The 26,207-nt window shown below is 61.9% G+C and carries 26 protein-coding genes; 12 read left to right on the top strand and 14 right to left on the bottom strand.

Going from position 1 to position 26,207, the window contains the following annotated elements; all coding sequences use genetic code 11:
- Positions 1 to 10: 10 nt before the first annotated feature.
- Both ychF and HPDFL43_RS16535 read left to right on the top strand, forming a co-directional pair.
- Positions 11 to 1,114, top strand: coding sequence for a redox-regulated ATPase YchF (ychF, locus tag HPDFL43_RS16530; RefSeq protein ID WP_007198533.1), 1,104 nt, complete (start codon positions 11 to 13; stop codon positions 1,112 to 1,114).
- A gap of 69 nt (positions 1,115 to 1,183) precedes the next feature.
- Entirely contained in the window at positions 1,184 to 1,828 is a 645-nt protein-coding gene (locus HPDFL43_RS16535; RefSeq protein WP_007198534.1) for a hypothetical protein, read from the top strand.
- Positions 1,829 to 1,869: 41 nt separating this feature from the next.
- On the opposite strand, the gene HPDFL43_RS16540 is transcribed toward HPDFL43_RS16535, so the two are convergent.
- The gene (locus HPDFL43_RS16540; RefSeq protein WP_040450408.1) at positions 1,870 to 2,076 is read right to left on the bottom strand and encodes a YgaP family membrane protein; all 207 of its coding nucleotides are present in this window, start codon (positions 2,074 to 2,076) and stop codon (positions 1,870 to 1,872) included.
- A gap of 273 nt (positions 2,077 to 2,349) precedes the next feature.
- Here HPDFL43_RS16540 and HPDFL43_RS16545 point away from each other — a divergent pair, with 273 nt between their 5' ends.
- Both HPDFL43_RS16545 and HPDFL43_RS16550 read left to right on the top strand, forming a co-directional pair.
- Positions 2,350 to 2,817: a MaoC family dehydratase gene (locus HPDFL43_RS16545; protein ID WP_007198536.1), complete on the top strand. Its 468-nt coding sequence runs from the start codon at positions 2,350 to 2,352 to the stop codon at positions 2,815 to 2,817.
- A gap of 3 nt (positions 2,818 to 2,820) precedes the next feature.
- Positions 2,821 to 3,318 (top strand): MaoC family dehydratase, encoded by a 498-nt coding sequence (locus tag HPDFL43_RS16550; RefSeq protein WP_007198537.1) that lies wholly within the window; start codon positions 2,821 to 2,823, stop codon positions 3,316 to 3,318.
- A 96-nt stretch (positions 3,319 to 3,414) separates the two neighbouring features.
- Here the strand turns inward: HPDFL43_RS16550 and HPDFL43_RS16555 are convergent, their stop codons facing one another.
- The 6 genes from HPDFL43_RS16555 to HPDFL43_RS16580 all read right to left on the bottom strand — a co-directional run bounded on the left by HPDFL43_RS16555 (position 3,415) and on the right by HPDFL43_RS16580 (position 10,928).
- The gene (locus tag HPDFL43_RS16555; protein WP_007198538.1) at positions 3,415 to 3,957 is read right to left on the bottom strand and encodes an adenine phosphoribosyltransferase; all 543 of its coding nucleotides are present in this window, start codon (positions 3,955 to 3,957) and stop codon (positions 3,415 to 3,417) included.
- Positions 3,958 to 4,206: 249 nt separating this feature from the next.
- Positions 4,207 to 5,034, bottom strand: coding sequence for a cytochrome c1 (locus HPDFL43_RS16560; RefSeq protein WP_007198539.1), 828 nt, complete (start codon positions 5,032 to 5,034; stop codon positions 4,207 to 4,209).
- Between the two features lie 29 nt (positions 5,035 to 5,063).
- Positions 5,064 to 6,365 carry a cytochrome b gene (locus HPDFL43_RS16565; protein WP_007198540.1) on the bottom strand — a complete coding sequence of 434 codons (1,302 nt, stop codon included), beginning with the start codon at positions 6,363 to 6,365 and terminating at the stop codon, positions 5,064 to 5,066.
- 14 nt (positions 6,366 to 6,379) lie between these two features.
- Complete coding sequence (petA, locus tag HPDFL43_RS16570; protein WP_040449291.1) at positions 6,380 to 6,958, bottom strand: ubiquinol-cytochrome c reductase iron-sulfur subunit; 579 nt, start codon at positions 6,956 to 6,958, stop codon at positions 6,380 to 6,382.
- 205 nt (positions 6,959 to 7,163) lie between these two features.
- Positions 7,164 to 9,032, bottom strand: a complete 1,869-nt coding sequence (locus tag HPDFL43_RS16575; RefSeq protein ID WP_007198542.1) for an ABC transporter ATP-binding protein — start codon at positions 9,030 to 9,032, stop codon at positions 7,164 to 7,166.
- 48 nt (positions 9,033 to 9,080) lie between these two features.
- On the bottom strand, positions 9,081 to 10,928 hold the full coding sequence (locus HPDFL43_RS16580; RefSeq protein ID WP_007198543.1) for an ABC transporter ATP-binding protein: 1,848 nt from the start codon (positions 10,926 to 10,928) through the stop codon (positions 9,081 to 9,083).
- Positions 10,929 to 11,277: 349 nt separating this feature from the next.
- On the opposite strand from HPDFL43_RS16580, the gene HPDFL43_RS16585 reads away from it, so the two are divergent.
- Positions 11,278 to 11,745, top strand: coding sequence for a tRNA (cytidine(34)-2'-O)-methyltransferase (locus tag HPDFL43_RS16585; protein ID WP_007198544.1), 468 nt, complete (start codon positions 11,278 to 11,280; stop codon positions 11,743 to 11,745).
- Between the two features lie 24 nt (positions 11,746 to 11,769).
- Here the strand turns inward: HPDFL43_RS16585 and HPDFL43_RS16590 are convergent, their stop codons facing one another.
- A complete protein-coding gene (locus HPDFL43_RS16590) occupies positions 11,770 to 12,153 on the bottom strand; it encodes a VOC family protein (protein ID WP_007198545.1) in 384 nt (127 codons plus the stop codon).
- A gap of 90 nt (positions 12,154 to 12,243) precedes the next feature.
- Between HPDFL43_RS16590 and soxR the strand changes: the two genes are divergently transcribed.
- The gene (gene soxR, locus HPDFL43_RS16595) at positions 12,244 to 12,711 is read left to right on the top strand and encodes a redox-sensitive transcriptional activator SoxR (RefSeq protein ID WP_007198546.1); all 468 of its coding nucleotides are present in this window, start codon (positions 12,244 to 12,246) and stop codon (positions 12,709 to 12,711) included.
- Between the two features lie 22 nt (positions 12,712 to 12,733).
- On the opposite strand, the gene HPDFL43_RS16600 is transcribed toward soxR, so the two are convergent.
- Entirely contained in the window at positions 12,734 to 13,000 is a 267-nt protein-coding gene (locus HPDFL43_RS16600; protein WP_040450409.1) for a hypothetical protein, read from the bottom strand.
- 173 nt (positions 13,001 to 13,173) lie between these two features.
- On the opposite strand from HPDFL43_RS16600, the gene hemF reads away from it, so the two are divergent.
- A complete protein-coding gene (gene hemF / locus HPDFL43_RS16605; RefSeq protein WP_007198548.1) occupies positions 13,174 to 14,085 on the top strand; it encodes an oxygen-dependent coproporphyrinogen oxidase in 912 nt (303 codons plus the stop codon).
- 56 nt (positions 14,086 to 14,141) lie between these two features.
- Here hemF and HPDFL43_RS16610 read toward each other — a convergent pair whose 3' ends face one another.
- Positions 14,142 to 14,621, bottom strand: a complete 480-nt coding sequence (locus tag HPDFL43_RS16610; RefSeq protein WP_007198549.1) for a hypothetical protein — start codon at positions 14,619 to 14,621, stop codon at positions 14,142 to 14,144.
- 333 nt (positions 14,622 to 14,954) lie between these two features.
- Here HPDFL43_RS16610 and HPDFL43_RS16615 point away from each other — a divergent pair, with 333 nt between their 5' ends.
- Entirely contained in the window at positions 14,955 to 15,140 is a 186-nt protein-coding gene (locus tag HPDFL43_RS16615) for a DUF1059 domain-containing protein (RefSeq protein WP_007198550.1), read from the top strand.
- Between the two features lie 20 nt (positions 15,141 to 15,160).
- Here the strand turns inward: HPDFL43_RS16615 and HPDFL43_RS16620 are convergent, their stop codons facing one another.
- Genes HPDFL43_RS16620 through HPDFL43_RS16630 form a run of 3 tightly spaced genes read right to left on the bottom strand, consistent with a single transcriptional unit; the run spans position 15,161 to position 17,698 of the window.
- Complete coding sequence (locus HPDFL43_RS16620; RefSeq protein WP_040449292.1) at positions 15,161 to 16,411, bottom strand: CCA tRNA nucleotidyltransferase; 1,251 nt, start codon at positions 16,409 to 16,411, stop codon at positions 15,161 to 15,163.
- 10 nt (positions 16,412 to 16,421) lie between these two features.
- A complete protein-coding gene (locus HPDFL43_RS16625) occupies positions 16,422 to 17,081 on the bottom strand; it encodes a CoA pyrophosphatase (RefSeq protein ID WP_040449293.1) in 660 nt (219 codons plus the stop codon).
- A complete protein-coding gene (locus HPDFL43_RS16630) occupies positions 17,078 to 17,698 on the bottom strand; it encodes a DUF1285 domain-containing protein (RefSeq protein ID WP_007198552.1) in 621 nt (206 codons plus the stop codon). The genes HPDFL43_RS16625 and HPDFL43_RS16630 overlap by 4 nt, the downstream gene beginning before the upstream one ends.
- A 115-nt stretch (positions 17,699 to 17,813) precedes the next feature.
- Here HPDFL43_RS16630 and HPDFL43_RS16635 point away from each other — a divergent pair, with 115 nt between their 5' ends.
- Genes HPDFL43_RS16635 through HPDFL43_RS16650 form a run of 4 tightly spaced genes read left to right on the top strand, consistent with a single transcriptional unit; the run spans position 17,814 to position 24,635 of the window.
- On the top strand, positions 17,814 to 18,827 hold the full coding sequence (locus tag HPDFL43_RS16635) for an AAA family ATPase (protein ID WP_007198553.1): 1,014 nt from the start codon (positions 17,814 to 17,816) through the stop codon (positions 18,825 to 18,827).
- 3 nt (positions 18,828 to 18,830) lie between these two features.
- Positions 18,831 to 19,748: a DUF58 domain-containing protein gene (locus HPDFL43_RS16640; protein ID WP_007198554.1), complete on the top strand. Its 918-nt coding sequence runs from the start codon at positions 18,831 to 18,833 to the stop codon at positions 19,746 to 19,748.
- Positions 19,745 to 22,570: a DUF4159 domain-containing protein gene (locus HPDFL43_RS16645; protein WP_007198555.1), complete on the top strand. Its 2,826-nt coding sequence runs from the start codon at positions 19,745 to 19,747 to the stop codon at positions 22,568 to 22,570. The genes HPDFL43_RS16640 and HPDFL43_RS16645 overlap by 4 nt, the downstream gene beginning before the upstream one ends.
- Before the next feature lies 1 nt (position 22,571).
- Complete coding sequence (locus HPDFL43_RS16650; protein WP_007198556.1) at positions 22,572 to 24,635, top strand: hypothetical protein; 2,064 nt, start codon at positions 22,572 to 22,574, stop codon at positions 24,633 to 24,635.
- Positions 24,636 to 24,707: 72 nt separating this feature from the next.
- On the opposite strand, the gene ggpS is transcribed toward HPDFL43_RS16650, so the two are convergent.
- Complete coding sequence (gene ggpS, locus HPDFL43_RS16655; RefSeq protein ID WP_007198557.1) at positions 24,708 to 26,204, bottom strand: glucosylglycerol-phosphate synthase; 1,497 nt, start codon at positions 26,202 to 26,204, stop codon at positions 24,708 to 24,710.
- Positions 26,205 to 26,207: the final 3 nt, after the last annotated feature.

The following is a 26,207-nucleotide window of genomic DNA, read 5'->3' on the forward strand; positions in this document are numbered from 1 at the left end:
GAGAAAATCCATGGGTTTCAAATGCGGCATCGTTGGCCTGCCGAATGTCGGCAAGTCCACCCTCTTCAACGCGCTGACGCGGACCGCCGCGGCACAGGCGGCGAACTATCCGTTCTGCACGATCGAGCCCAACACCGGCGAAGTTGCGGTTCCCGATACGCGGCTCAAGAAGCTTGCGGAAATTGCCGGCTCCAAGGAAATCATCCCGACCCGGATTGCCTTCGTCGACATCGCCGGCCTGGTGCGTGGCGCCTCGAAGGGGGAAGGCCTGGGCAACAAGTTCCTTGCCAACATCCGCGAAGTCGATGCCATCGTGCATGTGCTCAGATGCTTCGAGGATGATGACATCACCCATGTCGAGGGCCGCATCGACCCGGTGGGGGACGCCGACACCATCGAAACCGAACTGATGATCTCCGACCTCGAGAGCCTCGAGCGCCGCACCGAACAGACCCGCAAGCGCGCCGCCGCCAAGGACAAGGAATCGCTGACAGTCCTGCCGATGATGGAAGCGGCATTGAAGCTGCTTCAGGACGGCAAGCCGGTGCGCACGATGCTCAAGACTCTGGCAGATGAAGACCTCAAGATCCTTCATGGCCTGAACCTGTTGACCTCGCACCCTGTGCTCTATGTGTGCAACGTTTCGGAAGCCGATGCGGCAACCGGCAACGCCCACACCGAAGCGGTCGCGAAAATGGCCGCTGAACAGGGGGCGGAGAGCATTGTCGTCTCCGCCGCCATCGAATCCGAAGTGGCGCAATTGCCTGACGAGGAGTCAGAGGAGTTTCTTGCCGCTCTGGGACTGGAAGAGGCCGGCCTCGACCGGCTGATCCGCGCCGGTTACAGCCTGCTCGACCTCATCACCTATTTCACCGTCGGCCCCAAGGAAACCCGCGCCTGGACCATTGAACGCGGCACCAAGGCGCCCGGTGCAGCCGGCGTCATTCACACCGATTTCGAACGCGGCTTCATCCGCGCCTTCACCATCGCCTATGACGACTATGTCAATCTGGGCGGAGAAGTGCCTGCCAAGGAAGCCGGCAAGGCGCGGGATGAAGGCAAGGAATATGTGGTCCAGGACGGCGACGTGATCCACTTCCGCTTCAACACCTGAGGCCGGAAGCTTCCACGCCGCAGGCGCTTCCGCCTTGCCCAATCGCGCCGCAGGGTGCAGGTTCCGCCAATGAACACGCAATCGCATCTGCTCCTGGCGGCCGCTCTGCTTGCCCGGCCGGGACGCGAGAACCGGCTGCGCAACGCCGCGGTGATCACCGGCGCGCTGCTGCCCGACGCCGTGATCTTCGTGATGTTCGGCTGGTCCAAGCTGACCGGCGCTCCGGAATCGGAGGTCTGGTCGGACTGGTATTTCAATCCGCCCTGGCTGACCGCCATTGACTGGATGAACTCGTTGCCGCTGTTTGGCACAATCCTGCTCGTGGGCTGGATGCTGCCCAAGGATCCTCCGGCATCGAACCTTCTGTCATCCGCCCTGATGCTGTTTGCGCTGGCGGCGATCATTCACCTGCTCGGCGATCTTCCGTTTCACGTCGATGACGGGCACGCCCATTTCGTGCCGTTGTCGGAATGGCGGTTTGTCTCGCCAATCTCCTACTGGGATCCGCGGCATTACGGAAACATCTTTGCGCTGATCGAACTCGGACTGGGACTGTTGCTGATCGTCATCCTCTGGCGCCGTTTCACGGGCCGGCTGCTCCGCGCCTTCCTCGCCCTGGCCGTGGTCAGCTACGCGGTTCCCTACGTCTGGTTCGTGCTGCTCGGCGGCCACAGCGATCACTTCGCCGCCATCTCCAAGGCAGCAGCGGCCTGATCACGAAGCCAGGTAAAAGGGACGGCCGGATGGTGCTCGGTCTAGACCTTCTTCACCGGACAGGTCGACAACCCGATGATCGAATAGAGCGGGCAGGTCCGAAACAGGCCCGTGGCCAGCGGGATGATACCGATCAGCGTGAAATAGCGCCATGGTGCTTCCGGATAGAGGAAAAACATCCCGATCAGCACGATGCCTGCAGCGATGCGGAGAACGCGGTCGATACCGCCAACATTGGTCTTGAACATTTCTGGCTCCTTTGAGACATGGGCAGACACTTCCGCCAACATGCATTCAATTTACACCATATATTTCCAGGCGACTTGACCGGGATCAACACCGGAGCGGAATTCCTTTCACACTTAAAGGAAGTCGACTAGAGCAATTCCAGCGAAAGTGGGAACCGGTTTCGCGTCCGGAATTGCGTAAAAACAACAAGATAGAGCATTTACGGTGACTCCATTTTCACCGGAAATGCTCTAGGTTGACGCCAACACAGCCCGAAGGATATCAAGACACCAATGCCGCAGCACGATCTCATTCATTTCGAGGACATGAGCCCGGGAACCGAATACCCGCTCGGCCCCAAACATGTTCGCACGGACGAAGTCATCGCTTTCGCAAGCGAGTATGACCCGCAGCCCATGCATCTCGATACCGAAGCCGGCAAGGCCTCGATTCTGGGCGGGCTGGCCGCTTCGGGCTGGCACAGCTGCGCCATGATGATGCGGATGATGTGCGACAGCTACATGCTGCGCACAGCCGCCGAGGGCGCTCCGGGGCTCGATTATGTCAAATGGACCCGTCCGGTGCTGGTCGATGATGTCTTGTCCGGGGAAACCAGGGTGGTGGAACGGCGCGCGTCGAAATCGCGGCCGGGTATCGGGATCGTTCATCTGCGCCATGAACTGCGCAACCAGCGCGGCGAAACCGTCCTTGTGTCCGAAAACCCGGTCATGGTGCGTCTGCGCACGCCACAGGAGGGTTGATCCGTGAGCTTTGATCTTTCTTTCCGTCCCGGCCAGCGCACCGAATTGGGCAGCCACCTGTTCACCGCTGCAGCCATCATCGAATTCGCCAGCAAGTATGACCCCCAACGCTTTCACATCGATGAGCACGCCGCCCGGGAGAGCGTCTTTGGCGGGCTGTGCGCCTCCGGCTGGCACACTGCATCGATCTGGATGAAACTGAATGTGGCCTGGATGAACACCACCCTCGCCAGCGCACGCGCAGAGGGCAACGCTGTCCCCGAATTTGGCCCCTCACCCGGTTTCCGGGATCTCAGATGGTTCCGCCCGGTTTTTGCCGGCGACCAAATCCGGTACTCGAAAACATTCAGGTCCGTGCGGCCCCTGGCATCCCGGCCGGGCTGGTCCCTCCTCGAGACCGATGCCGAAGCACAGGACCTTTCCGGTCAAATGGTCATGAGCTTCCGCACTGCGGCCCTTATCAAGCTGCCGGGCGCCGATCCTGGCGGCCAAGCCGTGTAGGACCGACAACAGGCTTGGCCAGCGTAAAGCCGAAGCCCCACACGCTCACCACGAAGAACGCCAAGGCCCCGTCGCGCCCGGTCGTTGCGCCGCCTGTCAGTGTCCGGGATATTCAATCAGTGTGCGCACCTGGACACCCAGATCCTCGAGCTTCCTGCGGCCGCCGAGATCCGGCAGGTCGATCACGAAGCAGGCTGCCACGATGTTGGCGCCCATCTGCCGGAGCAGCTTGACCGCGCCTTCCGCGGTGCCCCCGGTGGCGATCAGATCGTCCACCAGAATGACGCTCTCGCCTTCTTTCACAGCGTCCTTGTGCATCTCCATCTCGTCGACCCCATATTCGAGGCTGTAGGCAACCCGCACCGTCTCATGCGGCAGCTTGCCCTTCTTTCGGATCGGAACAAAGCCGGCGGACAGCTGATGCGCCATGGCGCCGCCGAGGATGAAACCGCGCGCCTCGATGCCGGCGATCTTGGAGATCTGCTGGCCGGCATAGGGATGCACCAGCTCGTCGACCGCACGGCGGAATGCCCTTGGCTGGCCCAGCAATGTGGTGATGTCGCGAAACAGGATGCCGGGCTTCGGATAGTCCTTGATCGTGCGGATCGAGGCCTCAAGTTCATCTGTCAGATTGGACATCGGGCATTTTCCTGTTGTTCATTGGAGACTGGCTGGAAACAGCATAGCGGGAAGGCAACGCAGGCTCGACGGGTCTGGCGGATCTGTAAACGGTCATTCCCGGCAACCTGCCGCCTCATCCATCAATCACTGCGTCTCCATTGCAATGTGCGATACCGGAATTTGCCGCGCAAGAGGCATTTTGGCCGACACGAAAACGCCGCCCGAAGGCGGCGTTTGCAAAGAACGGGACAGTCGGCAGTCTGCCTATCAGTCCTTGTTGGCGAAGATCGACTTCTTGGTCAGATACAGCAGTGACGTGAAGATCAGCAGGAACATAATGACCATGAAGCCGGTCTGCTTGCGCTCTTCCATATGCGGCTCAGCGGCCCACATCAGGAATGCCGCCACATCCTGCGCATACTGATCGACCGTCTCCGGACTACCGTCGTCATAGGTAACCATCTCATCAAACAGCGGTGCTGCCATTGCCAGCGCAGATCCAGCTGCAAAATAGGGATTGTAGTGTGTCCCCTCCGGCACTTCATGATCCGCCGGAGGATCCTGGTAGCCGGTCAGCAGCGAATAGATGTAGTTGGGGCCGCTCTCGGCATAGGCTGTGAAGATGTCGAAGATGAACTGCGGGAACCCGCGTTCGACATAACGTGCCTTGGCCAGCAGCGAGAAGTCCGGAGGAGCCGCACCATTGTTGGCCGCGGCTGCCGCTTCCTGGTTGGGAAACGGCGACGGGAAATGGTCCGTCGGCAATGCTGCGCGGGTGAACATTTCACCATCGGCGTCAGGTCCGTCTTCAACCTCGTAATTGGCCGCCAGCGACTTGACCTGGTCCTCGGAGTAACCAAGGTCCTCAAGTGTGCGGAACGTCACCAGGTTCATCGAGTGACAGGCTGCACAGCCTTCCACATAGACCTTAAGACCGCGCTGCAGCTGTGCCTTGTCGTAGGTGCCAAAAATGCCCGCAAAAGACCAGTCGAGTTCACGCGGCTTGTTGATCGGATAGCTCGCGGCAAATGCTGACCCCGCGCCAATGACCAATGCCATGGCGGCCGGAACGATGCTTGCAAGAAGCTTTTTCATATCTTCGGTTCCTTTCCGTCGCGCGCCGCTCAGCCGCGGGTTTCCGGTGATGCCGCAGCAGCTGCCGCAGCACCGCCATTGCCGGCCTTCTTGGCGAGCACGGCTTCGGTGATTGAGTTGGGCAGACGCTTCGGTGTTTCGACAAGTCCGAGCACCGGAAGGATGACCAGGAAGAACCCGAAGTAGTATAGCGTCGAGATCTGAGCCAGCGCCGTGTAGACACCTTCCGCCGGCTTGGCGCCGAGCCATCCCAGGAAGATGGCATTGGCAACAAAGATCCAGAAGAATAGCTTGTACCAGGGACGGTAGACCGCCGAGCGTACCTTGGACGTATCGAGCCAGGGCAGCACGAACAGCACTGCGATCGAGCCGAACATCGCCAGAACGCCGCCAAGCTTGGAGTCGATCGGACCGACATCGAAGGTGATGGCGCGAAGGATCGCGTAGAACGGCAGGAAGTACCATTCCGGAACGATATGCGCCGGTGTCTTCAGCGCGTCAGCCGGGATGTAGTTGTCCGCATGGCCGAGATAGTTCGGCATGAAGAAAATGAAGTAGGCGAACACGATGAGGAAGATGCTCATCGCCAGCGCGTCCTTGACGGTCGCATAGGGCGTGAACGGCACCGTATCGGTCTTGCTCTTCACTTCAACGCCGGTCGGGTTGGTCTGACCGGTCACATGCAGCGCCCAGACGTGCAGGATCACCACGCCGGTAATCATGAACGGCAGCAGGTAGTGCAGCGAGAAGAAGCGGTTGAGCGTGGGGTTGTCCACTGCGAAACCGCCAAGCAGAAGCTGCTGGATCGGCTCGCCGATGCCCGGGAACGCCGTGAAGAAGCCGGTGATCACGGTTGCACCCCAGAACGACATCTGGCCCCAGGGCAGCACGTAGCCCATGAACGCGGTGGCCATCATCAGCAGAAGGATGACAACGCCAAGGATCCAGAGGATCTCGCGCGGCGCCTTGTAGGAGCCGTAATACATGCCGCGGGCAATGTGCAGATAGACCGCAACAAAGAAGAACGATGCGCCGTTGGCATGCATGTAGCGCAGCAGCCAGCCGGAGTTGACGTCGCGCATGATCTTTTCGACCGACTGGAAGGCGATCGCGGTGTCAGCCGCATAGTGCATGGCAAGCACGACGCCGGTGAGGATCTGCACAACCAACATCACCATCAGGATGCCGCCGAATGTGTAGGCGTAATTAAGGTTCCGCGGCACCGGGTAGGAGACGAAACTGTCATGGACCAGCCGTGGAAGCGGCAGGCGTGAGTCGACCCACTTTCCGAGACCGGATGTGGGCTGATATGTCGAGTGATCGCTGCTCATGGTGTAAAGCCCCCTCAGCCGATTTTAATAACGGAGTCAGACACGAAGGCGAAAGGCGGCACCGGAAGGTTCGTCGGGGCCGGGCCCTTGCGGATGCGGCCTGCGGTATCATAGTGCGAGCCGTGGCAGGGGCAGAACCAGCCGCCGAAATCACCAGCCTGACCAAGCGGCACGCAACCCAGATGGGTGCAGGAACCGATCATCACGATCCAGTTTTCCAAGCCTTCACCGGCGGAACGGTCAACATCGGTCGCTGGTGCAGCGTCGGCGAGGTTGGCGTTGCGTGCGATCGGATCCTTGAGATCCTCCATCGCAACAGCCTGAGCCTCGGCAATTTCCTCGTCCGTACGGTTGCGAATGAACACCGGCTTGCCGCGCCATTTCACCGTCAGAGACATGCCCGGCTCAAGCGCTCCGACATTCACCTCAATCGAGGCCAGTGCCAGCGTCGATGCATCCGGACGCATCTGATCGATAAACGGCCAGGCAAAGCTGCCTGCACCGACCACGCCAGCCATTCCGGTGGCGATGTAAAGGAAATCACGGCGGGTAGGTTCGCCCGCGCCTTCGCTCTGTGTCATTGGCTCACTCACGGCTCAATATCCTCTCAAGCTGCGTTTGGACCAGCATTCCGTCCCACCGCCTCTGGTAGATCCGGCCTGATTCCCCTGGGGCAATCAGACCGCTGCCGACAATGCGGCGGAATTCTGTCAATCGCGCGGTTTCTAAGCGGGATAGAATGTAAAGTCCAGACCAGACAGGGCTAGAAGGGCACAATGTCGCGGGAAAAACGACCGCTTACTCAGCCGCTTCACCGACACCGAGGAACCCGCCCGACTGGCGCGCCCACAATTCGGCATACAAACCGCCATTGGCAAGCAATTCGGCATGGCTTCCCATTTCAAGAATTCGGCCCTGATCCATCACGATCAGCCGGTCCATACGGGCGATCGTCGAGAGCCGGTGCGCAATGGCAATCACCGTCTTACCAGTCATCAATTCCTCAAGATTCTCCTGAATCGCGGCCTCAACCTCCGAATCGAGCGCCGAAGTCGCCTCGTCCAGCACCAGAATCGGCGCGTCCTTGAGCATCACCCGGGCAATGGCAATACGTTGGCGCTGGCCGCCCGAGAGTTTCACGCCGCGGTCCCCGACATGGGCGTCGAGACCCTTGCGGCCGCGCTGGTCCGAAAGCTCATCGATAAAGTCAAGCGCCTCGGCGCGGCGGGCCGCTTCGCGAATGGCCCTGTCATCCGCTTCGGGACGGCCGAAAATGATGTTTTCGCGAATCGACCGGTGCAGCAGCGATGTGTCCTGCGTCACCATACCGATGTGCTGGCGCAGCGATTCCTGCGTCACGCCGGCGATGTCCTGACCATCAATCTCGATTCGGCCCGCCTCCAGATCGTAAAACCGCAGCAGCAGATTGACAAAGGTGGACTTCCCGGCACCCGAGCGCCCCACCAGACCGATCTTTTCGCCCGGCTTGATCGACAGCGACAGGTCCCTGATCACCGGAATCGCCGGATCGTAGGCAAAGCTTGCTCCCTCGAACCGGATCGCAGCGCGCTCGACCTTGAGCTCTGCCGCCCCCGCGCGGTCGCTCAACCCCACCGGGCGCGCCACCATGTCCGCGGAGTTCTGCACCGTCCCGAGATTGCGCATCAGGCTGTTGAGCTGGGTCATCATCCTGCCGAACAGCATGTTGAGCCTGAGCACCAGCGACAAGGTGAAGGCCACGGAGCCGACCGAGATCGCGCCCGCCAGCCAGAGATTGATCGAGAAGATGGCGATCGCCGCGATCATGACGCCGGACAGTGCCGCCAGCGAGGCGCGAACCCCGGTCAGATGCCGGGTAAAAGGCAGGATCGCCCCGATGAACTGGTCAAACCCCTCGCGGATGTAGCGGTCATTGTCAGCATCACGGGCATAAAGCTTGACGGTCTGTATGTTGGAATAGCTGTCGGTCAGCCGCCCCGTCAGCATGGCCGAAGCTTCCGCGCTGGCGCGGGCGTGGCGGCGGATCCGCGGTACAAAATACCGTGCCAGGAGAGCGAAGGCGGTGACCCATACCAGCACCAGCGCCGACAACCGCCAATCCAGCTGCGCCACCAGCGCAATGGTGGTCAACGTGTAGATGAAGATGAACCAGGCCACCTGAAGCAGCGAGACCATGAAGTCGCCGGTCGCCTGCCCCGCTGTCCAGACCTTGTTGACGATCCGGCCGGCGAAATCATTCTGGAAGAAGCTCAGATCCTGACGCGACACATGCGCGTGCGCCTGCCACCGCACCAGGTTGAAGAACCCGGGCACCACCGTCTGCTCCTCGACCAGTGCTGCCAGCGTGACCACCACAAAGCGGCCGACCAGCACGACGCACAGCATGAAGGCCAGCGTCGGGCCATGTGCCGCAATCAACCCGTCCCATCCCGCCGACGGCTCGGTCGTGTCAAGCACATCGACCAGCCGTCCGACGAAATAGAACATCGCCGCCTCGAGCAGCGCCACCAATCCACCCAGCGCCAGCATGGCCGCAAACGCCCCCTTGGCCTGCCCCACATAGTGGCGCAGGAAGCCGGAGGTGGACGATGGCGGCTGGTAGTCCTGGCGCCGGGCAAACGGATCGATCCAGCGTTCGAACAGGTTGAGAACCGGTTTGAAAATCATGCCAGCAACAATAGGGCGTGGTTGTGGTTTGGCAATAAAATCACGCGCCTATTCCGCTGCATTTTCAACCGCTGCATCGATGAACCCGCCCGACTGCCGCGACCACAGATCGGCATAGATACCGCCCGACGTGATCAGTTCGTCATGCACCCCGGTCTCGACGATCTCGCCTTGATCGAGCACCACAAGCCTGTCCATCTGCGCAATCGTCGACAGCCGGTGGGCGATGGCGATCACCGTCTTGTTCTCCATCAGCGCGAACAGATTTTCCTGGATCGCCGACTCCACTTCGGAATCGAGCGCAGAGGTCGCCTCGTCGAGAACCAGGATCGGCGCATCCTTCAAGAACACCCGCGCAATCGCGATTCGCTGACGCTGCCCGCCCGAAAGCTTGACCCCGCGTTCGCCGACATGGGCATCGAACCCGGTGCGCCCGGCCAGATCCTCGAGCCCGGCGATGAAATCAAGCGCATTGGCCTTGCGCGCCGCTTCGATGATTTCATCCTCCGTGGCGTCAGGCCGCCCATAGGCAATGTTGTCGCGCACCGAGCGATGCAGCAGCGACGTATCCTGACTGACCATGCCCACCTGCGCGCGAAGGCTGTCCTGACTGACCTGGGAGATGTCCTGGCCATCGATCAGCACTCTGCCCGATTCAAGATTGTAGAACCTGAGCAGCAGATTGACGAGCGTGGTCTTGCCGGCACCCGAGCGACCGACCAGGCCGATCTTTTCACCCGGCTTGATGTCGAGCGACAGGTTCTCGATCACCCCGCTCTGCTTGCCATAATGGAAGCGGACATTGTCAAAACCGATCGCACCCTTTTTCGCAACGATGTCACCAGCGCCGGGCCTGTCGACCACATCATGCGGCTTGATCATCATGCCCATGCCGTCCTGCACCACGCCGATGTTCTCGAAGAAGCCCGAGACCTCCCACATGATCCATTGCGACATGCCGTTGATCCGAAGCGATAGGCCGATGACAATCGCGATCGAACCGACCGACACGATGCCCGTCAGCCAGAAGCCGATCGACATAACCGACACCACAAATACCAGAACCGAGTTGTTGAAATAGATCAGCGACTGGAACATCGTCACCAGCCGCATCTGCCGGTGCACGGTCTCGAGAAACATGTCCATGCTTTCACGCGCATAGGCTTCCTCGCGCCCGGCATGGGAGAACAATTTGACGGTCGAGATGTTGGTGTAGCTGTCGACCACCCGCCCGGTCATCGCCGAACGGGCATCGGCCTGGTCGGCAGAGATCCGTTTCATCCGCGGCACGAAGTAGGTGATCAGTCCGATATAGACGACAAGCCAGAACAGAAGCGGCAGCACCAGACGCCAGTCCGCGCTCGCCACCATACCGATCATGGCAATGAAATAGACCGAGACATAGACGAACACATCGAGAATCTTCATCACCGCTTCGCGGATCGACAGCGAAGTCTGCATCACCTTGGTGGCGACACGGCCGGCAAATTCGTCGGAAAAGAAGCTCAGACTCTGGCGCAGCAGATAGCGGTGCATCTGCCAGCGCGCGATCATCGGATAATTGCCAAGCAACGTCTGATGAACGATCAGCGAGTGAATCAGAACGGTCAACGGCAGGCCGATCAGCACCAATCCGCCCATCCAGAAAAGCCGGCCCGATTCGCGATCCAGAAAGCCTTGAGGATCCGAATTGGCGAGCCAGTCCACGATCGAACCGAGAAAGCCGAAGAGCAGCACTTCACCGATCGAGATCAGCGCGGTGAGCACGCTCATTGCAATCAGCCAGGGCCCGGCTTCGCGCGAATAATGCCAGCAAAAGGCGACAAGCCCTTCGGGCGGCGCCGTGGGCCGGGTTTCCGGATAGGGGTTGAGCCGACGTTCAAACCATCCAAACATGGATGTCTCCTGAAAGTGGGGTTGCTGCAGCACACCTGTGAAGCACTGCCAATACCGCTGGAAAACAAAGATCACACAACTGCGTTCGTCGGGTGCGAACGAGAGCTGGCGAGATCAACTATGAAACAGAAACCGCGAAAGCCCGTTCTATCGGAAGCCCATGGCCACCGGCGGAAGACTGACTGGAATAATGCGCATGACAGCCTCCCTAGGTTCGCGTTTAAGATGAGTCTGTGTAAACCAGATCGGCAGGATCGACCAGACCGGCATCGGTGGATTCAAAGCCCCCGATCGGTTTCCTGCCTGAAACAGTGATAAAAACAACACAGACATTGGCCCCGTAAGTTCCATGACAAAACCTCTCATTGCGCTTTACCAGCCCGACATTCCCGGCAACACCGGCGCGATCATGAGGCTTGGCGCCTGCATGGGCATCGGCATCCACATCATCGGCCCGGCGGGCTTTGACCTCTCCGACCGGGCGCTCAAGCGTGCCGGCATGGACTACATCGAAATGGCCACTCTGACCCGCCATGACGGCTGGGAGGAGTTCGAGGCCTGGCGCAAGGCCGAAGGCCGCCGCCTGGTGCTGATGACCACGAAATCCGCGGTTTCCTATATGGATGACACGGTCCAGACCCTGAGCGCCCAGGATGTGGTGCTGTTCGGCCGCGAAAGCGTCGGCGCGCCCGAAAGGGTCCATGACGCCGCCGATCTTCGCCTGACCATTCCCATGATCGAGGGCCGGCGCAGCCTCAATCTTGCGATGAGCGTTGCGATGGTCGCTGGCGAGATCAACCGCCGGTTCGGATTGTAGAGCAAAGGCAGGCTGGGACTGAGCTCAGCCATAGCTGACGACCTCATACTCGATGCCATCATCGTCATTGTAGTAGAACCGCCGCCCGGGCTCGTAATCAGCATGATTGTGCGTCTCATAGCCATGGGCCTTCACCCTGGCCTCAACCGCATCGAGGTCATCGACGACCAGGCCGACATGGTTGAGGTTGCCGATCGCCGCGCGGTCGGTGAGATCGCGTTCATGGGGCTGGCTGGGGGAATACAGCGCCAGGTAGGCAGTGTCATTTCCCACATGCACTGCATACCCGCCAGCGATCGCCGGACCTTCCCAGCGGATCTCCCAGCCGTAGATATCGCAGATCGCCTTGGCGGTCCTGATCGGGTCTTTGACGGTGAAGTTCACATGTTCGAGTGTGGATACGGCCATTGTCTTGCTCCTGTTTTCCTTGCTGTTTGCCTGTGATGAAACCCATGCTACTTTCTCAAGTGAACTTTAGGTCAAGAGGTTTTTTGATTCATGTCTGCACCGACAAACAAAGGTCTGCTGACGATTGGCGATGTCGCCCGGCGCACTGGTCTGGCGGTCTCCGCGATCCGCTACTACGATGATGAGGGTCTGGTCTCCGCGCGGCGGACGCCGGGCGGCAAGCGGATGTTCATCCGCTCCGACATCCGCAGGCTGTCCTTCATCCTGATTGCCCAGAAAATGGGATTTTCGCTCGAGGAGATTCGCACTCAACTCAAGCAATTGCCGCTGGAGCGCACGCCGACAAAGCGCGACTGGGAAAAGATCAGCCGAGGCTTTCGCACCCATCTCGATGAGCGCATCGCCATGCTCGAGCGGCTCAGGGACCGGCTCGACGGCTGCATCGGCTGCGGCTGCCTGTCGCTCGTAGCCTGCAAGCTCTACAATCCCGGCGACAGGATGGCCGAGAGCGGAACCGGCCCCCGTCTCGTGGTTCAGACATCAAACAATGGAGCGTGACGGTAAGGCGGGAACGAGCTGTTCAATCCGCCGTCGGCAGCCTGCGCATGGTGAACTCGATCGTGTCACCCTCGCCGTCCAGCATCCGCCAGCTTTCAACTTCGGTCCAGTAGGCGGCCTTGGGCCAGGTGGAGAACCACTCCTTGGCCTTGGCGCGCGCCTCCTCTCGGTTCAACCGGTAGGTCTCGCGCACAAATCCGCTCTGCAGGCCTTGTGACTTGCGTTCGCGTGCGCGGGCGATTTCGCGGCGCAGGCCTTCAAGCGGCGGAGGTTGGTTGTATCTGCTCAACGCTGTTTCCTTCCACAACCAAATCTAGCGCAAAACCGGCCCTTCGGCGAGTCCCGCACCATTGCAGCTCAAAGAACAGATGGCCGGACCACGCCATTCCGAGCAAAAACACAAGGTTACATCATGCCAATTGTGCTGTTATGACTTCGGGCCTGATTTGACGAGGAGCACCCATGGAACGCCCCAACCTGCCGGTCGGACTGCCCGACGACATCGAAGAGAAAAAGACCAAAGCCCGCGAATGGTTCGAGCATCTGCGTGACCAGATCTGCGAAAGCTTCGAGACATTGGAGGACGAGGCCGAGCATCCCCAGTCGCCCGGCGAGGCAGGCCGGTTCGAGCGCACCCCATGGCTGCGCGACGAGGGCGCAGGCGGCGGCGGCACCATGTCGATCATGAAGGGGCGGCTGTTCGAGAAGGTCGGCGTTCACACATCAACTGTGCATGGCGAATTCTCTCCCGAATTCCGCAAGCAGATCCCGGGCGCAGAGGAAGACCCGAAATTCTGGGCCTCGGGCATTTCACTGATCGCTCATCCGGTCAATCCGCATGTGCCGACGGTGCACATGAACACCCGCATGGTGGTCACCTCCAGCCAGTGGTTCGGCGGCGGCGCAGACCTGACGCCGGTGCTCGACAACCGCCGCACCCAGACCGACCCCGACACGCTGTTGTTTCACCGTGCCATGGAGATCGCCTGCCGGCGCCATGCCGTGGCCGATTACCCGAAATTCAAGGCTTGGTGCGAGGAGTATTTCTACCTACCGCACCGTGACGAACCGCGCGGCATCGGCGGCATTTTCTATGACTGGCTTCACACCGCGGACGACAAGGGCGGCTGGGACGCGGATCTGGCCTTCACCCAGGATGTCGGCCGCGCCTTCAATGTTGTCTATCCGAAGATTGTCCGCTCCAACTTCATGAAGCCCTGGAGTGAGGAAGAGCGCACCGAGCAGCTGATTCGCCGCGGCCGCTATGTCGAATTCAACCTGCTTTACGACCGCGGCACGATTTTCGGGCTGAAGACCGGCGGCAATGTCGCCTCGATCCTGTCCTCGCTGCCGCCCGTGGTGATGTATCCATAAGCCCCGGCTGGCAGCCATGGCGCTATTTCGCTGAACGCGGCGCATGGCGCCGCGCGTCAGCGTGGCTTCCGGGTTGAGGTTCGCAGAGCCTGATCGATCAGCAAATTCGCGGTCTTCATCCGCATCGTTGCCGCCTCGCGCCATTCCTCCGGCACCCCGTCAGGGTGATTGAGCCGCGCAAATTCGCGCCGTTTGGCTTTCAGGGCGGAGCGGGTGTCCGATGCCGCGATCGCCAGATCCTGTTCGATCTCCCGCAAGGTGATCCGCTCGAACCTCGAATAATCAATCACAGGCTCGGGAACCGGCTCGAAGCCATCCGCATTCAGGGCAAGATAGGCTTGAACGGTTTCGGTATCAGTCTGATTGCCGGGCTGATTGCCGGGATGCGGGACCGCGCCCGGCGAACCTGACCCGAAGAAGATGCTGCTCAGACCGCGGACACTGACCCGGCCGGAATATTCTGACTGAGACCCACCGGAGTTCTCCCGGCCGACCTTGTCGAGAACGCTGTCGAACAGGCTTTGGCCCAGTATCATCACTCAGTCCTGTTGCGCGAGACCACCATCACAAGCGCTCGACCCCTGCCGCTTAACTTCGCGGCTGTGCGGATGAGCGCTCCAACGACCTGCTGATGATAAGCGGGGAAAAGTTAACAACCGGAACCATCACGCAGCGGTTTCAAAGGGCCCGTTGGGTGCTGTATGCCCTGCCGGACCTGTCGAAGGGATGTGAAAAAGGCCCCAAACCAAGCCGTGAAGTGCCTTGGCGGCGTTTTTGTGCTACACTTTCAATCTGTCAGCCCGTGTGCCGGCCTTGCTGGTCTTGTAAGGCGGCACTCCGGCTTTCGGCATCGAAAAGGAGGAAAAGCCATGAAGACATTCCATTGTGGATCCCTCGTTCCCGGCTGCCAGTGGCACACCCGCTCTGACAGCGAGGCAGAAATCGTCTCCCGCGCCGTTGACCATCTGCGCGAAGCCCACGGCGAAACCATCATCCGGCCGTCCATCGTCGAGCAGATCAAGGAACGGATGGCGGACGACCAATCCGCCGCCTGATAGGGGATCCGGATCCGGTCTTAACCGGCGCTGTCGAGCAACGCGTCTTTTGAAAGCGCAAAATTGCTGTCGACCCAACGGTCTTCGAGCGCGTTCAATCTTGCGCCCATCTCGGGCCCGGGCTCAACCCCCATGGCGATCAGATCCGCGCCCGAGACCGGGAACACGGGACGCGTCCAGCCACTGGCATGCGCCAGGTGGCGGGTAAAGCCGGCCGCTTCGGTCATCGCTGCGGTGTCGGTTTCCACACGTGTGCGCGCCGAGACGATGGAAAGACGGATCCGGTCGCACAGCGGTTCAACCCCGTGACGGTAGAGCAACCGGTCCAGCACCGTGATCGCCGCCGTCGGTTTGACCACAGGCGCAGCCGCCCATGCCGAAAGCCGTTCCGCTTCGGCCCGTGACATCTTCAGCTGCGCCGCGAGCGCCTTCATGCGTTCGCCATCGGGCGGGACAATCGCCATCAGCCGCAACATCGGATCCACGTCCCAGTCGAGCGCCGTCTCCGTGGCGATCAGCCCGGCAACCGAATCGATGCCCCATTTTTCGGTCTCCGGCAGAACCGCGGTAAGCACCCCGGTCTGGCGCATCCACAACAGCGCCCTGCCCGGATCACGCGCGGCGAAAAGCAGCTTGAGTTCCTTCCAGATCCGCTCCGCCGAAAGGCTTGAAAGCCTGTCACGCGCCCGTGTACAGGCCTTCAACGCCGCAGCGTCGGGACGGCCGCTCCCGTAACCCGCATAGAAGCGGAAATAACGCAGCACCCGGAGGTAATCCTCCGCCACGCGCGCATCAGCCGCGCCGATGAATCGCACCGTGCGGCTCTCGATATCCTCGAGCCCACCAATCAGGTCGATAATCTCGCCCTTCTGGTTGGCGTAAAGCGCATTGATGGTGAAATCCCGCCTTTCGGCGTCCACTTGCCAGTCCTGCCCGAAATTGACCTTGGCACGGCGGCCGTCGGTCTCCGCGTCATGGCGCAGCGTGGTGATCTCGAACCCCTGCCCGTCGATCACCAGCGTGACAGTGCCATGGTCGATGCCGGTCGGAACAGCACGGATACCCTCTGCCTCAGCGCGTGCAACCACCTGCTCGGGCGCCCAGGTGGTGGCCAGATCAACATCGCTGACCGGCAGTCCCATCAGTGCATTGCGCACCGCACCCCCGACCACGCGGATTTCCTCACCGTCCTGATTGAAGACCGCAAAGATCCGGCCAAGGGCTGGATTTGCAAACCAGTCCTCGCCAGCAACGCTCGATTCGTTGCTCATGCCCGGTCGCTCATAGATAGAGCCTTTCATACATGGTTCTGATAATGCCCGCGGTCACACCCCAGATGTGGTGCTCGCCATAGGGCATGACATAGTAATGCCGTTCAACGTTTTCCCACACGCGGCTTTCACGCTTGTGATTGGCCGGATCCATCAGGAACGACAGCGGGGTTTGAAACACCGCATCGACCTCGGCGGGATTGGCGACAAGCTCGTAGCCCGGCTGCACCACGGCCAGCACCGGCGTGATGCGAAACCCGGTGGACGTCAGATAGACCGGCAGGCGGCCCACCGGCTCGACAAAGCGGCGATCGAGCCCGATCTCCTCCTCCGCCTCGCGCATCGCGGCAATTTCGGCACTGCCGTCCTCCGGGTCGATCGCTCCGCCCGGAAACGCCACCTGTCCGGAATGCTTGCGCATGGCCACAGCCCGCCGCGTCAGGATCACCTGCGCATCGGCCCCGTCATCGGTCACCGGCACCAGCACCGCAGCCTCCCGCAGTTTGATCCCATCGAGATGGACCATCAGATCCCGGTTGAGCACGTGATCCCCATGGGCCAGATGCGCCGGGTCGGCGCCAAGCGCATGATCAGGGTCATGGCCCCGTGCCCGTTTCCTGAAATCACGCGCATCAAAGCCGGACGGCAGCGCAGACGCAGCGGAACTCAAACCTTGGCCTCCAGCTCGGCCATGGCCATCACCGGAAAGACAGCCCCGCCGGAGCTGATCGCAAACATCTCCTCGCCATCGATCTCCACCGCTTCGCCAAGCGCCAGCAGATCATAGGTCACGGCGCGATTGACCAGAGCCTCGAGCCGCCCGCGCACCAGAACATAGGGCTTGAGCTGCTCGGTCTCGCCATGGGTGGCAAACCTGAGCGGATTGTCCGGCCCGGCACGGACAATGTCACCGACATTGGTCCTGAAAGTGAGCACCTGACCACCCTCTTCTTCGCTCACCGTCATCTCCACAGCGACGAAAGGCGCATCCAGAACGCGAATTCCGATCTTTTCCACAGGTGTAACGAGATAGATCCGGTTGTCACCGTCGCAGCGCAAAACAGTCGAAAAAAGCCGCACCAGCGCCGGCCGGCCGATTGGCGTGCCCATGTAGAACCAGGTCCCGTCGGGCCTGATTTCCATGTCGATATCGCCGCAAAAGGGCGGATTCCAGCGCTCAACCGGCGGCAAACCGTCTTTTCCGGCATTCCTGTCGGCCTGCGCACGCGTAATCATTGCCGCGAGATCGGCGGCATCTGTTTTCGCGTTGGTCCTTGTTTTTGCCATTGTCCTGTCCAGCTATGGTTAGAGGTAACCAGATAGTCAACACGGCGGCCCTTGTCAGCCTCTCCGCCTTCAATAAGCTATCCTTCAGGCCTATTACGATAACGCGGAGATTCCCATGGGACGCATCGAAACCAGCGCTGATCCGATTGACGAGAAAGCCGTGATCGCCGCTGCCGAGAAGGCACTGGCTGACATATCAGAAGTCAAGAAGGCGGTCTCCGAGGTGATCTTCGGACAGGAAAGCGTGGTCGAGCAGACCCTGCTCGCGGTGCTCTCGGGTGGCCATGCGCTGCTCGTCGGTGTCCCCGGTCTCGCCAAGACCAAGCTGGTCACGACGCTTGGCGCGGTTCTTGGCCTGTCCGCAAACCGCATCCAGTTCACCCCGGACCTGATGCCGTCGGACATTTTGGGCTCGGAAGTGATGGACCAGGACGAGAACAATCGCCGCTCGTTCCGGTTTCTGCCCGGCCCGGTGTTCACACAACTGCTGATGGCCGATGAGATCAACCGCGCCTCGCCGCGCACCCAGTCCGCGCTTTTGCAGGCGATGCAGGAGTATCATGTCACCGTGGCCGGCGCCGCCCATGATCTGCCGCGCCCCTTCCATGTGCTGGCAACCCAGAACCCGCTCGAGCAGGAAGGCACCTACCCCCTGCCCGAAGCCCAGCTCGACCGCTTCTTGCTGCAGGTCGACGTGTCCTATCCGGAAATGGCGGCAGAGCGCCGGATCCTGCTGGAAACCACCGGCGGTGCCGATGCCACGCCGCGCGCGGCCATCACCATGGAACGGCTTGCCGAGATCCAGGCCCTGATCCGCAAGATGCCGGTGCCCGAATCGGTTGTCGATGCGATCCTCGAACTGGTCCGCGCCGCCCGTCCGGGACATGGCAATGCCAAGGTGGATGAGAGCGTCTCCTGGGGCCCCGGTCCGCGTGCCGGGCAGGCCATGATGCTGTGCACCCGCGCCCGCGCCCTCTATGACGGCCGTCTTGCGCCGTCCGTGGACGATGTCCGCGCTCTTGCCGAACCGATCCTGCAGCACCGCATGGCGCTGACCTTCTCGGCGCGCGCCGAAGGCATCGGGATTCGCGATGTGATCGCCGATCTCGTCGCCACGAAGGCCGGGTAACCGATGGCTCCGGTCGGCCAGCTCACCCAACCCACCGCACGGCTGGATGCGCTCGCCCGGGCGCGCCAGCGCGCGGCGCTGCTGCCCGATTGCCTGGCCGAGGCCCGGCGTGTGGCCAACACGGTGATTGCCGGCTGGCACGGCCGCCGCAAGCGCGGCATTGGGGAAACCTTCTGGCAATTCCGGCCCTATGTGGATGGCGAATCGCTGTCGCGCATCGATTGGCGCCGTTCGGCCCGCGACGACAATCTCTATGTCCGCGACCGCGAATGGGAAGCTGCCCACACCATCTGGCTCTGGGCCGACCGCTCGCCGTCAATGCTGTTCAAATCCGACACTGCGATGGTGGGCAAGGAAAGCCGCGCGCTGGTCTTGCTGCTGGCGCTCGCGGAAATTCTGGCGCGCTCCGGCGAGCGCATCGGCTGCCCCGGCGTGATGGAACCGGTCGCATCGCGCAACGCCGCCGAACGGCTGGCGCTCGCGCTCTCGCATGCACCGGCTGAGACCGGACTGCCCGATCTCAGCCAGATCGGCAGGATGAGCGATGTGGTGCTGATCAGCGACTTTCTCGACGAGGCCGATGCCATGGAAACATCCATAGGCCCTGCCGCAAAGCGCGGCATTCGTGGCCATGTGATCGAGATCTGCGACCCCGCCGAGGAAGTCTTTCCCTATTCCGGCCGGACCGAATTTCGTGATCCCGAAACCGGCCAGAAACTGGTCGCCGGCCGCGCCGAAACAGTTGCCGAGGATTACCGCCGGGCCTGGCTTGCCCGGCGGGAAACCATGGCCCAGAGCGTGCGCCGGCTCGGCTGGAGCTACCTGCCGCACCGCACGGACCGGCTCGCCTCCGAAGCCCTGGCCGCCGCCCACGGCCGGCTTTCCGGAATTCCTGCGGCAAGGAAGGTGGTGTCCACATGATCGCCGGTCTGCCCATTGCCTTCGGCGCTCCGGCCATCCTGTTCGGGCTCCTGGCCCTGCCGGTGATCTGGTGGCTGTTGCGGCTGACCCCGCCAAGACCGGCCGCTGAACCCTTCGCACCGCTGGCGATCCTGGCCCGCGTGCTCAAGCCCGAGGAAACCCCGTCGCGCAGCCCCTGGTGGCTGACCTTGCTCAGACTGCTGATAGCCGCTCTGGTGATCCTGGCGCTTGCCGAGCCGGTGCTCAATCCCCGCGACAGGGCGCTCAGCACCAACGGACCGCTGGCTCTGATCATCGACAACAGCTGGGCCAGCGCCTCTGACTGGGATGCCCGCGTCGAGGCTGCCGAGGCGCTGATTGCCGAAGCAGAAAGCAGCAATCTGCCGGTGTCCATCGTTCTGACCGCCGACCGCCGCCATGACGCAACACCGACCACCGTCGAACGCGCCCGTGACCAACTACGTGCGGCCAAGCCGCGGCCTTTGAAGCCTGAGCGCGATGCCGCGGTCACCGCACTGATTGCAGCCTTCGGCGAAACCGCACCCGGCACCATCGCGTTCCTGACCGATGACATCGACACCGAAGAGACCAACGCGGCACTCACCCGGCTCTCGGGCCTCAATCCTGCCGCCATCCGCATCATTGGCGCCGACGACCCTGCAGGCCTGATCCTGACCCAATCGGACAATGGCGCAGACTCTCTCACCGTCGAGGCCAGCCGTCTGGAAACCCAGGACTCCGAAAACTTCCGCCTCGTCGCCCGCGACAGCAAGGGCCGCGAGATTGCCACCGGTCCCTTGGCTTTCGATGCAGGCGAAGCGAGTGCCAGCGGCACCATCACCGCACCTTTCGAAATCCGCAACGACATTGCCCGGATCGATGTCCTCGGACGCGAAAGCGCTGCAGGCCAGCTACTTGACGACAGCTTTCGCCGCCGCCGTGTGGCGTTGATTTCCGGCGAGGCAGCCGACATCGCCCAGCCCCTGCTCTCACCGCTTTACTACATCAACCGTGCGCTCTCCCCCTATGCCGATCTGATCGAGGCCGAGACCGCCGACATGACCACGGCAGTCCCCGAACTACTCAGACTGTCGCCGGCCGTGATCGTGCTGGCCGACATCGGCACCCTGCCCGGCGAGGTCGCAGGCCCGCTCAATGAATGGATCGAACGCGGCGGTACACTGATACGCTTCGCCGGACCGCGGCTGGCCGCAGCACCCGCCGACGATCCGCTGGCGCCGGTGCTGCTGCGCAAGGGCGAGCGCGAACTGGGCGGCGCGCTGTCCTGGATCGAGCCACAGCCGCTGGCCGGCTATCCGCCCAACAGTCCCTTTGCCGGATTGCCGACCCCGCGCGACGTCACAGTCAGCCGCCAGGTTCTGGCCGAGCCCTCCGCAGAGCTCGCGGCGCGCACCTGGGCCAGTCTTGCGGATGGAACGCCACTGGTGACCGCGTCGGAGCGCGGTTCAGGCCGGATCGTGCTGTTTCATGTCACCGCGGAAGCCAGCTGGTCGACGCTTCCGATCTCTGGCCATTTCGTTGATATGCTCCGCCGCGTCGTTCAATTGTCCCGCGCCGTCAGCGGCGGCGGCGAGGCCGGATCCGGCATTCTGCCACCATGGCGCCTGCTTGACGCTTCGGGCGCGCTGCTTCCTGCAAGCGGTGACGCCAAACCGCTGGACCTGACCGGCACAGACACGATCCGCGCTGGCCATGACAATCCGCCCGGGCTCTACGGCACCGAGGACGGTTTCGTCGCCCTCAACCTGTTTGCCCCGGGCGAAACGCTCGCACCCATCGAGATTCCCGCCTTCGATGCACCGGTGACCCGGGCGCAACTGACCGGCGACAGCGCTGTGGATTTCAGGCCCTGGCTGTTCGGCGCTGCCCTTGCCGCGCTGCTCGCCGACACGCTGATCGTGCTGGTCCTGAATGGCGGCTTCCGCGGTGGCATGCGCCGCCGGGGCGTCATACCCGCTTCAGCAGCAGCAGCCGCGGCACTGCTGCTGGCCATTGCCCTGCCGCTTGGCCTCGGCTTCGCTCCGGGCCCGGCCCATGCCCAGGATTCGCAGCCTGGCGACACCGAGCTCCTCGAAAGTCTTGACCAAACCCGCCTCGCCTATGTGATCACCGGCGACGACGACACCGACGAGACCAGCAAGATGGGCCTCGACAGCCTGTCGAATTTCCTCACAAGCCGCACCGCGCTGGAGCCCGGAACGGCCATCGGCGTCGACATCGAGACCGATCAGCTTGCACTGTACTCGCTGATCTACTGGCCTATGAGCGAGGATGCGGATGATCCCTCCCCCGCCGCCATCAGCCGAATCGACGCCTATATGAAAAGCGGTGGCACGGTGCTGTTCGACACCCGTGACCGGATCGCCGAACTTGGCGGCGGCTCGAGCAGCCTGACGCTGAAAATGCAGCGGATCCTCGCCAATCTCGACATCCCGCCGCTCGAGCCGGTGCCGGAAGACCACGTGCTGACAAAATCCTTCTTCCTGCTCGACGCCTTCCCAGGGCGCTATGCGGACGGGCCGCTCTGGGTCGAGGCAATCCCTGAAACCGAGGATCCGGCGACACGGCCTGCGCGCGCGGGCGACGGGGTCTCGTCGATCCTGATCACCGGCAACGACTTGGCCGCGGCCTGGGCGCTCGATGAACGCGGCTATCCGATGTTCTCGACGGTGCCGCCCGATCCCTGGCAGCGCGAATACGCCTATCGCGCCGGCGTCAACATCGTGATGTACATGCTCACCGGCAACTACAAGGCCGACCAAGTGCACATTCCAGCTCTGCTCGAACGATTGGGGCAGTGAGATGAACATCGCCTTCAGCCCCCTGCTGCCTCTGCCATTGATTGCCGTGCTCGCGTTGGCCGCCGCCCTTCTGGTCGGCTGGGCCCTGTTCAGACGGATGCGCGGGGCGTTGCTGCGCGCGCTCGCGCTTGCTGCCCTTGTCCTGGCGCTTGCCAATCCCGTCGCCAATTTCGAGGAGCGCGAACCGGTCACCAGCATCGTTGCAATCGTTGTCGACCGCAGCCCCAGCCAGATGAGCATGGACCGCACCGCGCGCACCGATGCGGCGCTCAAGGCGCTGACCGAGCGGTTGGCCCGCTACCCGTCCTTCGAAACCCGGATCATCGAGGCGGTCACCGATCCAGACGCACAATCGCCCTCCACCCAGCTGTTCGAGGCTCTGGCCTCGGGCATTCGCGATGTCCCGAGCTCACGTCTCGCCGGCGCGGTGATGATCACCGACGGCCAGATCCATGATGTGCCGGGCTCACTTGGCGCTCTGGGTCTTGATGCACCGTTGCACGGCCTCATCGTCGGCGATGAAAACGAGATCGACCGCCGGGTCGATGTCGTGCGCAGCCCGCGCTTCGGCATTGTCGGGGAGGATCAGGAGATCGTCTACCGGGTCAGCGATGACGGTGCGTCTGAGGGCTCTGTTCCGGTTGCAGTCACCGTCCGGGTCAATGGAGAAGAGATTGCGGTCGAAACCGCCAACACCGGCGAGGACAGCTCGTTTTATCTCGACCTTCCGCGCGGCGGCGAGAACATCGTTGAGCTTTCCGTCGATGTGATTGATGACGAGGTCACGCCCGCCAACAACCGCGCCGTGGTGCTGATCGAGGGCATCCGCGAAAATCTCCGGGTGCTGCTGGTGTCCGGCGAGCCCCATGCCGGCGAGCGCGCCTGGCGCAACCTGCTCAAATCCGACGCCGCCGTGGATCTGGTGCATTTCACCATTCTGCGGCCACCGGAAAAACAGGACGGAACGCCGATCTCCGAGCTCTCGCTGATCGCCTTTCCGACCCGCGAACTCTTCGTCGAGAAGATCGACGAGTTCGACCTGATCATTTTTGACCGCTACCAGAACCGCGGCGTGCTGCCGGTGCTCTACTACGATTACATCGCCCGCTATGTCGAAGAAGGCGGCGCGCTGCTGGTTGCGGCCGGGCCGGAACTGGCGGGCATCGAATCCATTGCCGAAACCCCGCTGGCGCCCGCACTTCCGGCGTTGCCGACAGGCGACGTGACGCTGTCCGGCTTCTATCCCCGTCTCTCCGATGATGGCCGGCGTCATCCCGTCACCCGCGATCTGCCCGGCGGCGGCATCGAACCGCCCGGCTGGGGCCGCTGGTTCCGCACCGTCGGCGTACGCGACACGATCGGCGACGAGGTTATGCAGGGCGCTGACGGCCAACCATTGCTGGTGCTCAACCGCTTTGGTGACGGCCGGGTGGCAATGCTGCTGTCCGATCATGGCTGGCTCTGGGCCCGCGGCTTTGAAGGCGGCGGCCCGCATGTCGCGCTCTACCGCCGCATCGCGCATTGGCTGATGCAGGAACCGTCTCTCGAAGAGGAAGCGGTGCGTGCCACGGCCCTGGGCCGGACCTTGCGCATCGAGCGTCAGACCATGAGCGAGACCACCGGTCCCGCAACCGTGAAACTGCCCTCGGGCGAAGTCCGCGATGTGCAGCTCCAGCCCACCGAAGAAGGGCTGTTCACTGCAGAACTGGCACTTGACGAACCCGGCCTTGTGGAAGTGACATCGGGCGAGCTGACGGCGTTGGCCCATGTCGGCGCAGTCGATGCACCCGAATTCCGCGCCACTGTTTCAACAACCAGCGTTCTGGACCCGGTTGCAGCTGAGAGCGGTGGACTTGTGGCCCGGGTCAATGCGGCGGCCACCAATCTGCCACAGATCCTGCCCACCCGCGCGGCCTCGGTGAACGCAGGCGACCGCATGGGTCTGCGCGCCAGCAACGAAAGCGTGCTCAAGGGCGTGCGCGCCGTGCCGTTGTTCGGCGGGTTTCTGGGGCTGGCCCTGTTGATCCTGGCGCTGGGTGCAACCTGGTTCCGCGAAGGCCGCTAAGTCTGCACAAAGAAAGCGGCGGCGACAATGTCGTGGCCACCGCAAACATCCTGCTGTTTTGGAAAATGGCGTTCAGCTCGCTTCTGACAGCGTTGTCTCGATACTGTCGAAATACCCCATCTGGTCTTCGGCCCAGGCCTTGATGCCGTAACGCTTCACGGTTTCGCGCATCATGGCCATGCGTTTACGGCGCTCCTCCTCCGGCATGGCCAGAGCCTGTTCGATCGCCTGATCCATCGAGCGGTGAGAAAACGGATTGGTGATGACCGCCGAGGACAGTTCAACCGAAGCACCGGCAAATTCGGACAACACCAGCACGCCATCGCCATCGGTACGGGCCGCCACATATTCCTTGCAGACCAGATTCATGCCGTCGGCCAGCGGTGTGATCCAGCAGACATCTGCCTGCTGGTAATAGGCAATCAGGTCCTTGAACGATACCGCCGTCGAAATCAGCGCCACGGGCTGCCATTCGAACGATCCGAAAGTGCCGTTGATACGACCGGCAACCTGTTCGATTTCGCCCTGAATCTCTTCATAGGCCGCCATGTTGCGGTTGGCGCCGACGGACACATGCATCAGCCGCACATTGCCATGCAACTCCGGATGGGCCTGCAGCAACCGTTCATAGCTCTCGAGCTGCTGCACACCGCCCTTGGTGTAGTCCGTTCGGCCGACCGAAAGAACAAGTTTGCAATCGCCCAGCTCGGAGCGGATCGCCGCAACGTTCTCGCAGGTTTCCTCGGAAGCGGCGCATTCCTGGATATAGTCCCAGTCAATGCCGACAGGCGCGCTGGAAATCTTGATCCGGCGTCCTTGATACATCACCGCTTCAGGCACCCGCCGGTCCGACAGCGCTGTTCCTTCCCAGATGAAATCGGGGTTCACATCCTTGCGTTCCACAGGACCGACTTCCAGAAGGCTCTGCGCGACATGGACAAAATTGACCGCATAGCGCGGGATATGAAACCCCACCACATCGCATGCCAAAAGGCTTTCGACGATCTCGCGCCTCCACGGCAGCACGTTGAACATGTCCGCTGAAGGAAACGGCGTGTGGTGGAAGAATGAAATTCGCACATCGGGCCTGAGCTTGCGCAGATATCCCGGAACCAGCCAGAGATTGTAATCATGCACCCACACCACAGCGCCCGGCGCCGCTTCAGCGGCGGCGGCTTCGGCAAAGGCCCAGTTCACTTCACGGAACGTCGGCCAGTCGACGGGGTCATAATTGTAGCGTTCCTTGAACGAATGCAGGATCGGCCAGAACGCTTCCTTCGAGGTGATGTGATAAAAGCTCGACACTTGGTCGGGCGTCAAAGGCAGCCGGGTGACCGAGTATTTGCCGTAACTGTCCTCGATGTCGATGACCCGTTCGAAATCGGGATTGGCCGCATCCTCGGCGAGTTTCCAGGCAACCCAGGCCCCCTTGTCGACGCGGCCGAAAAAACCCTTCAGGGTCGGCACGATGCCATTTGGGCTCTTGTTCTCCCTGAGGACGATCTTACCGTCCTCTTCGACTTCCTCGTAGGGTTGGCGATGATAAACAATGACGAGATCACTGGCCATGAG

Origin of the sequence: Hoeflea phototrophica DFL-43 (assembly GCF_000154705.2) — a bacterium.
GTDB lineage: Bacteria > Pseudomonadota > Alphaproteobacteria > Rhizobiales > Rhizobiaceae > Hoeflea > Hoeflea phototrophica.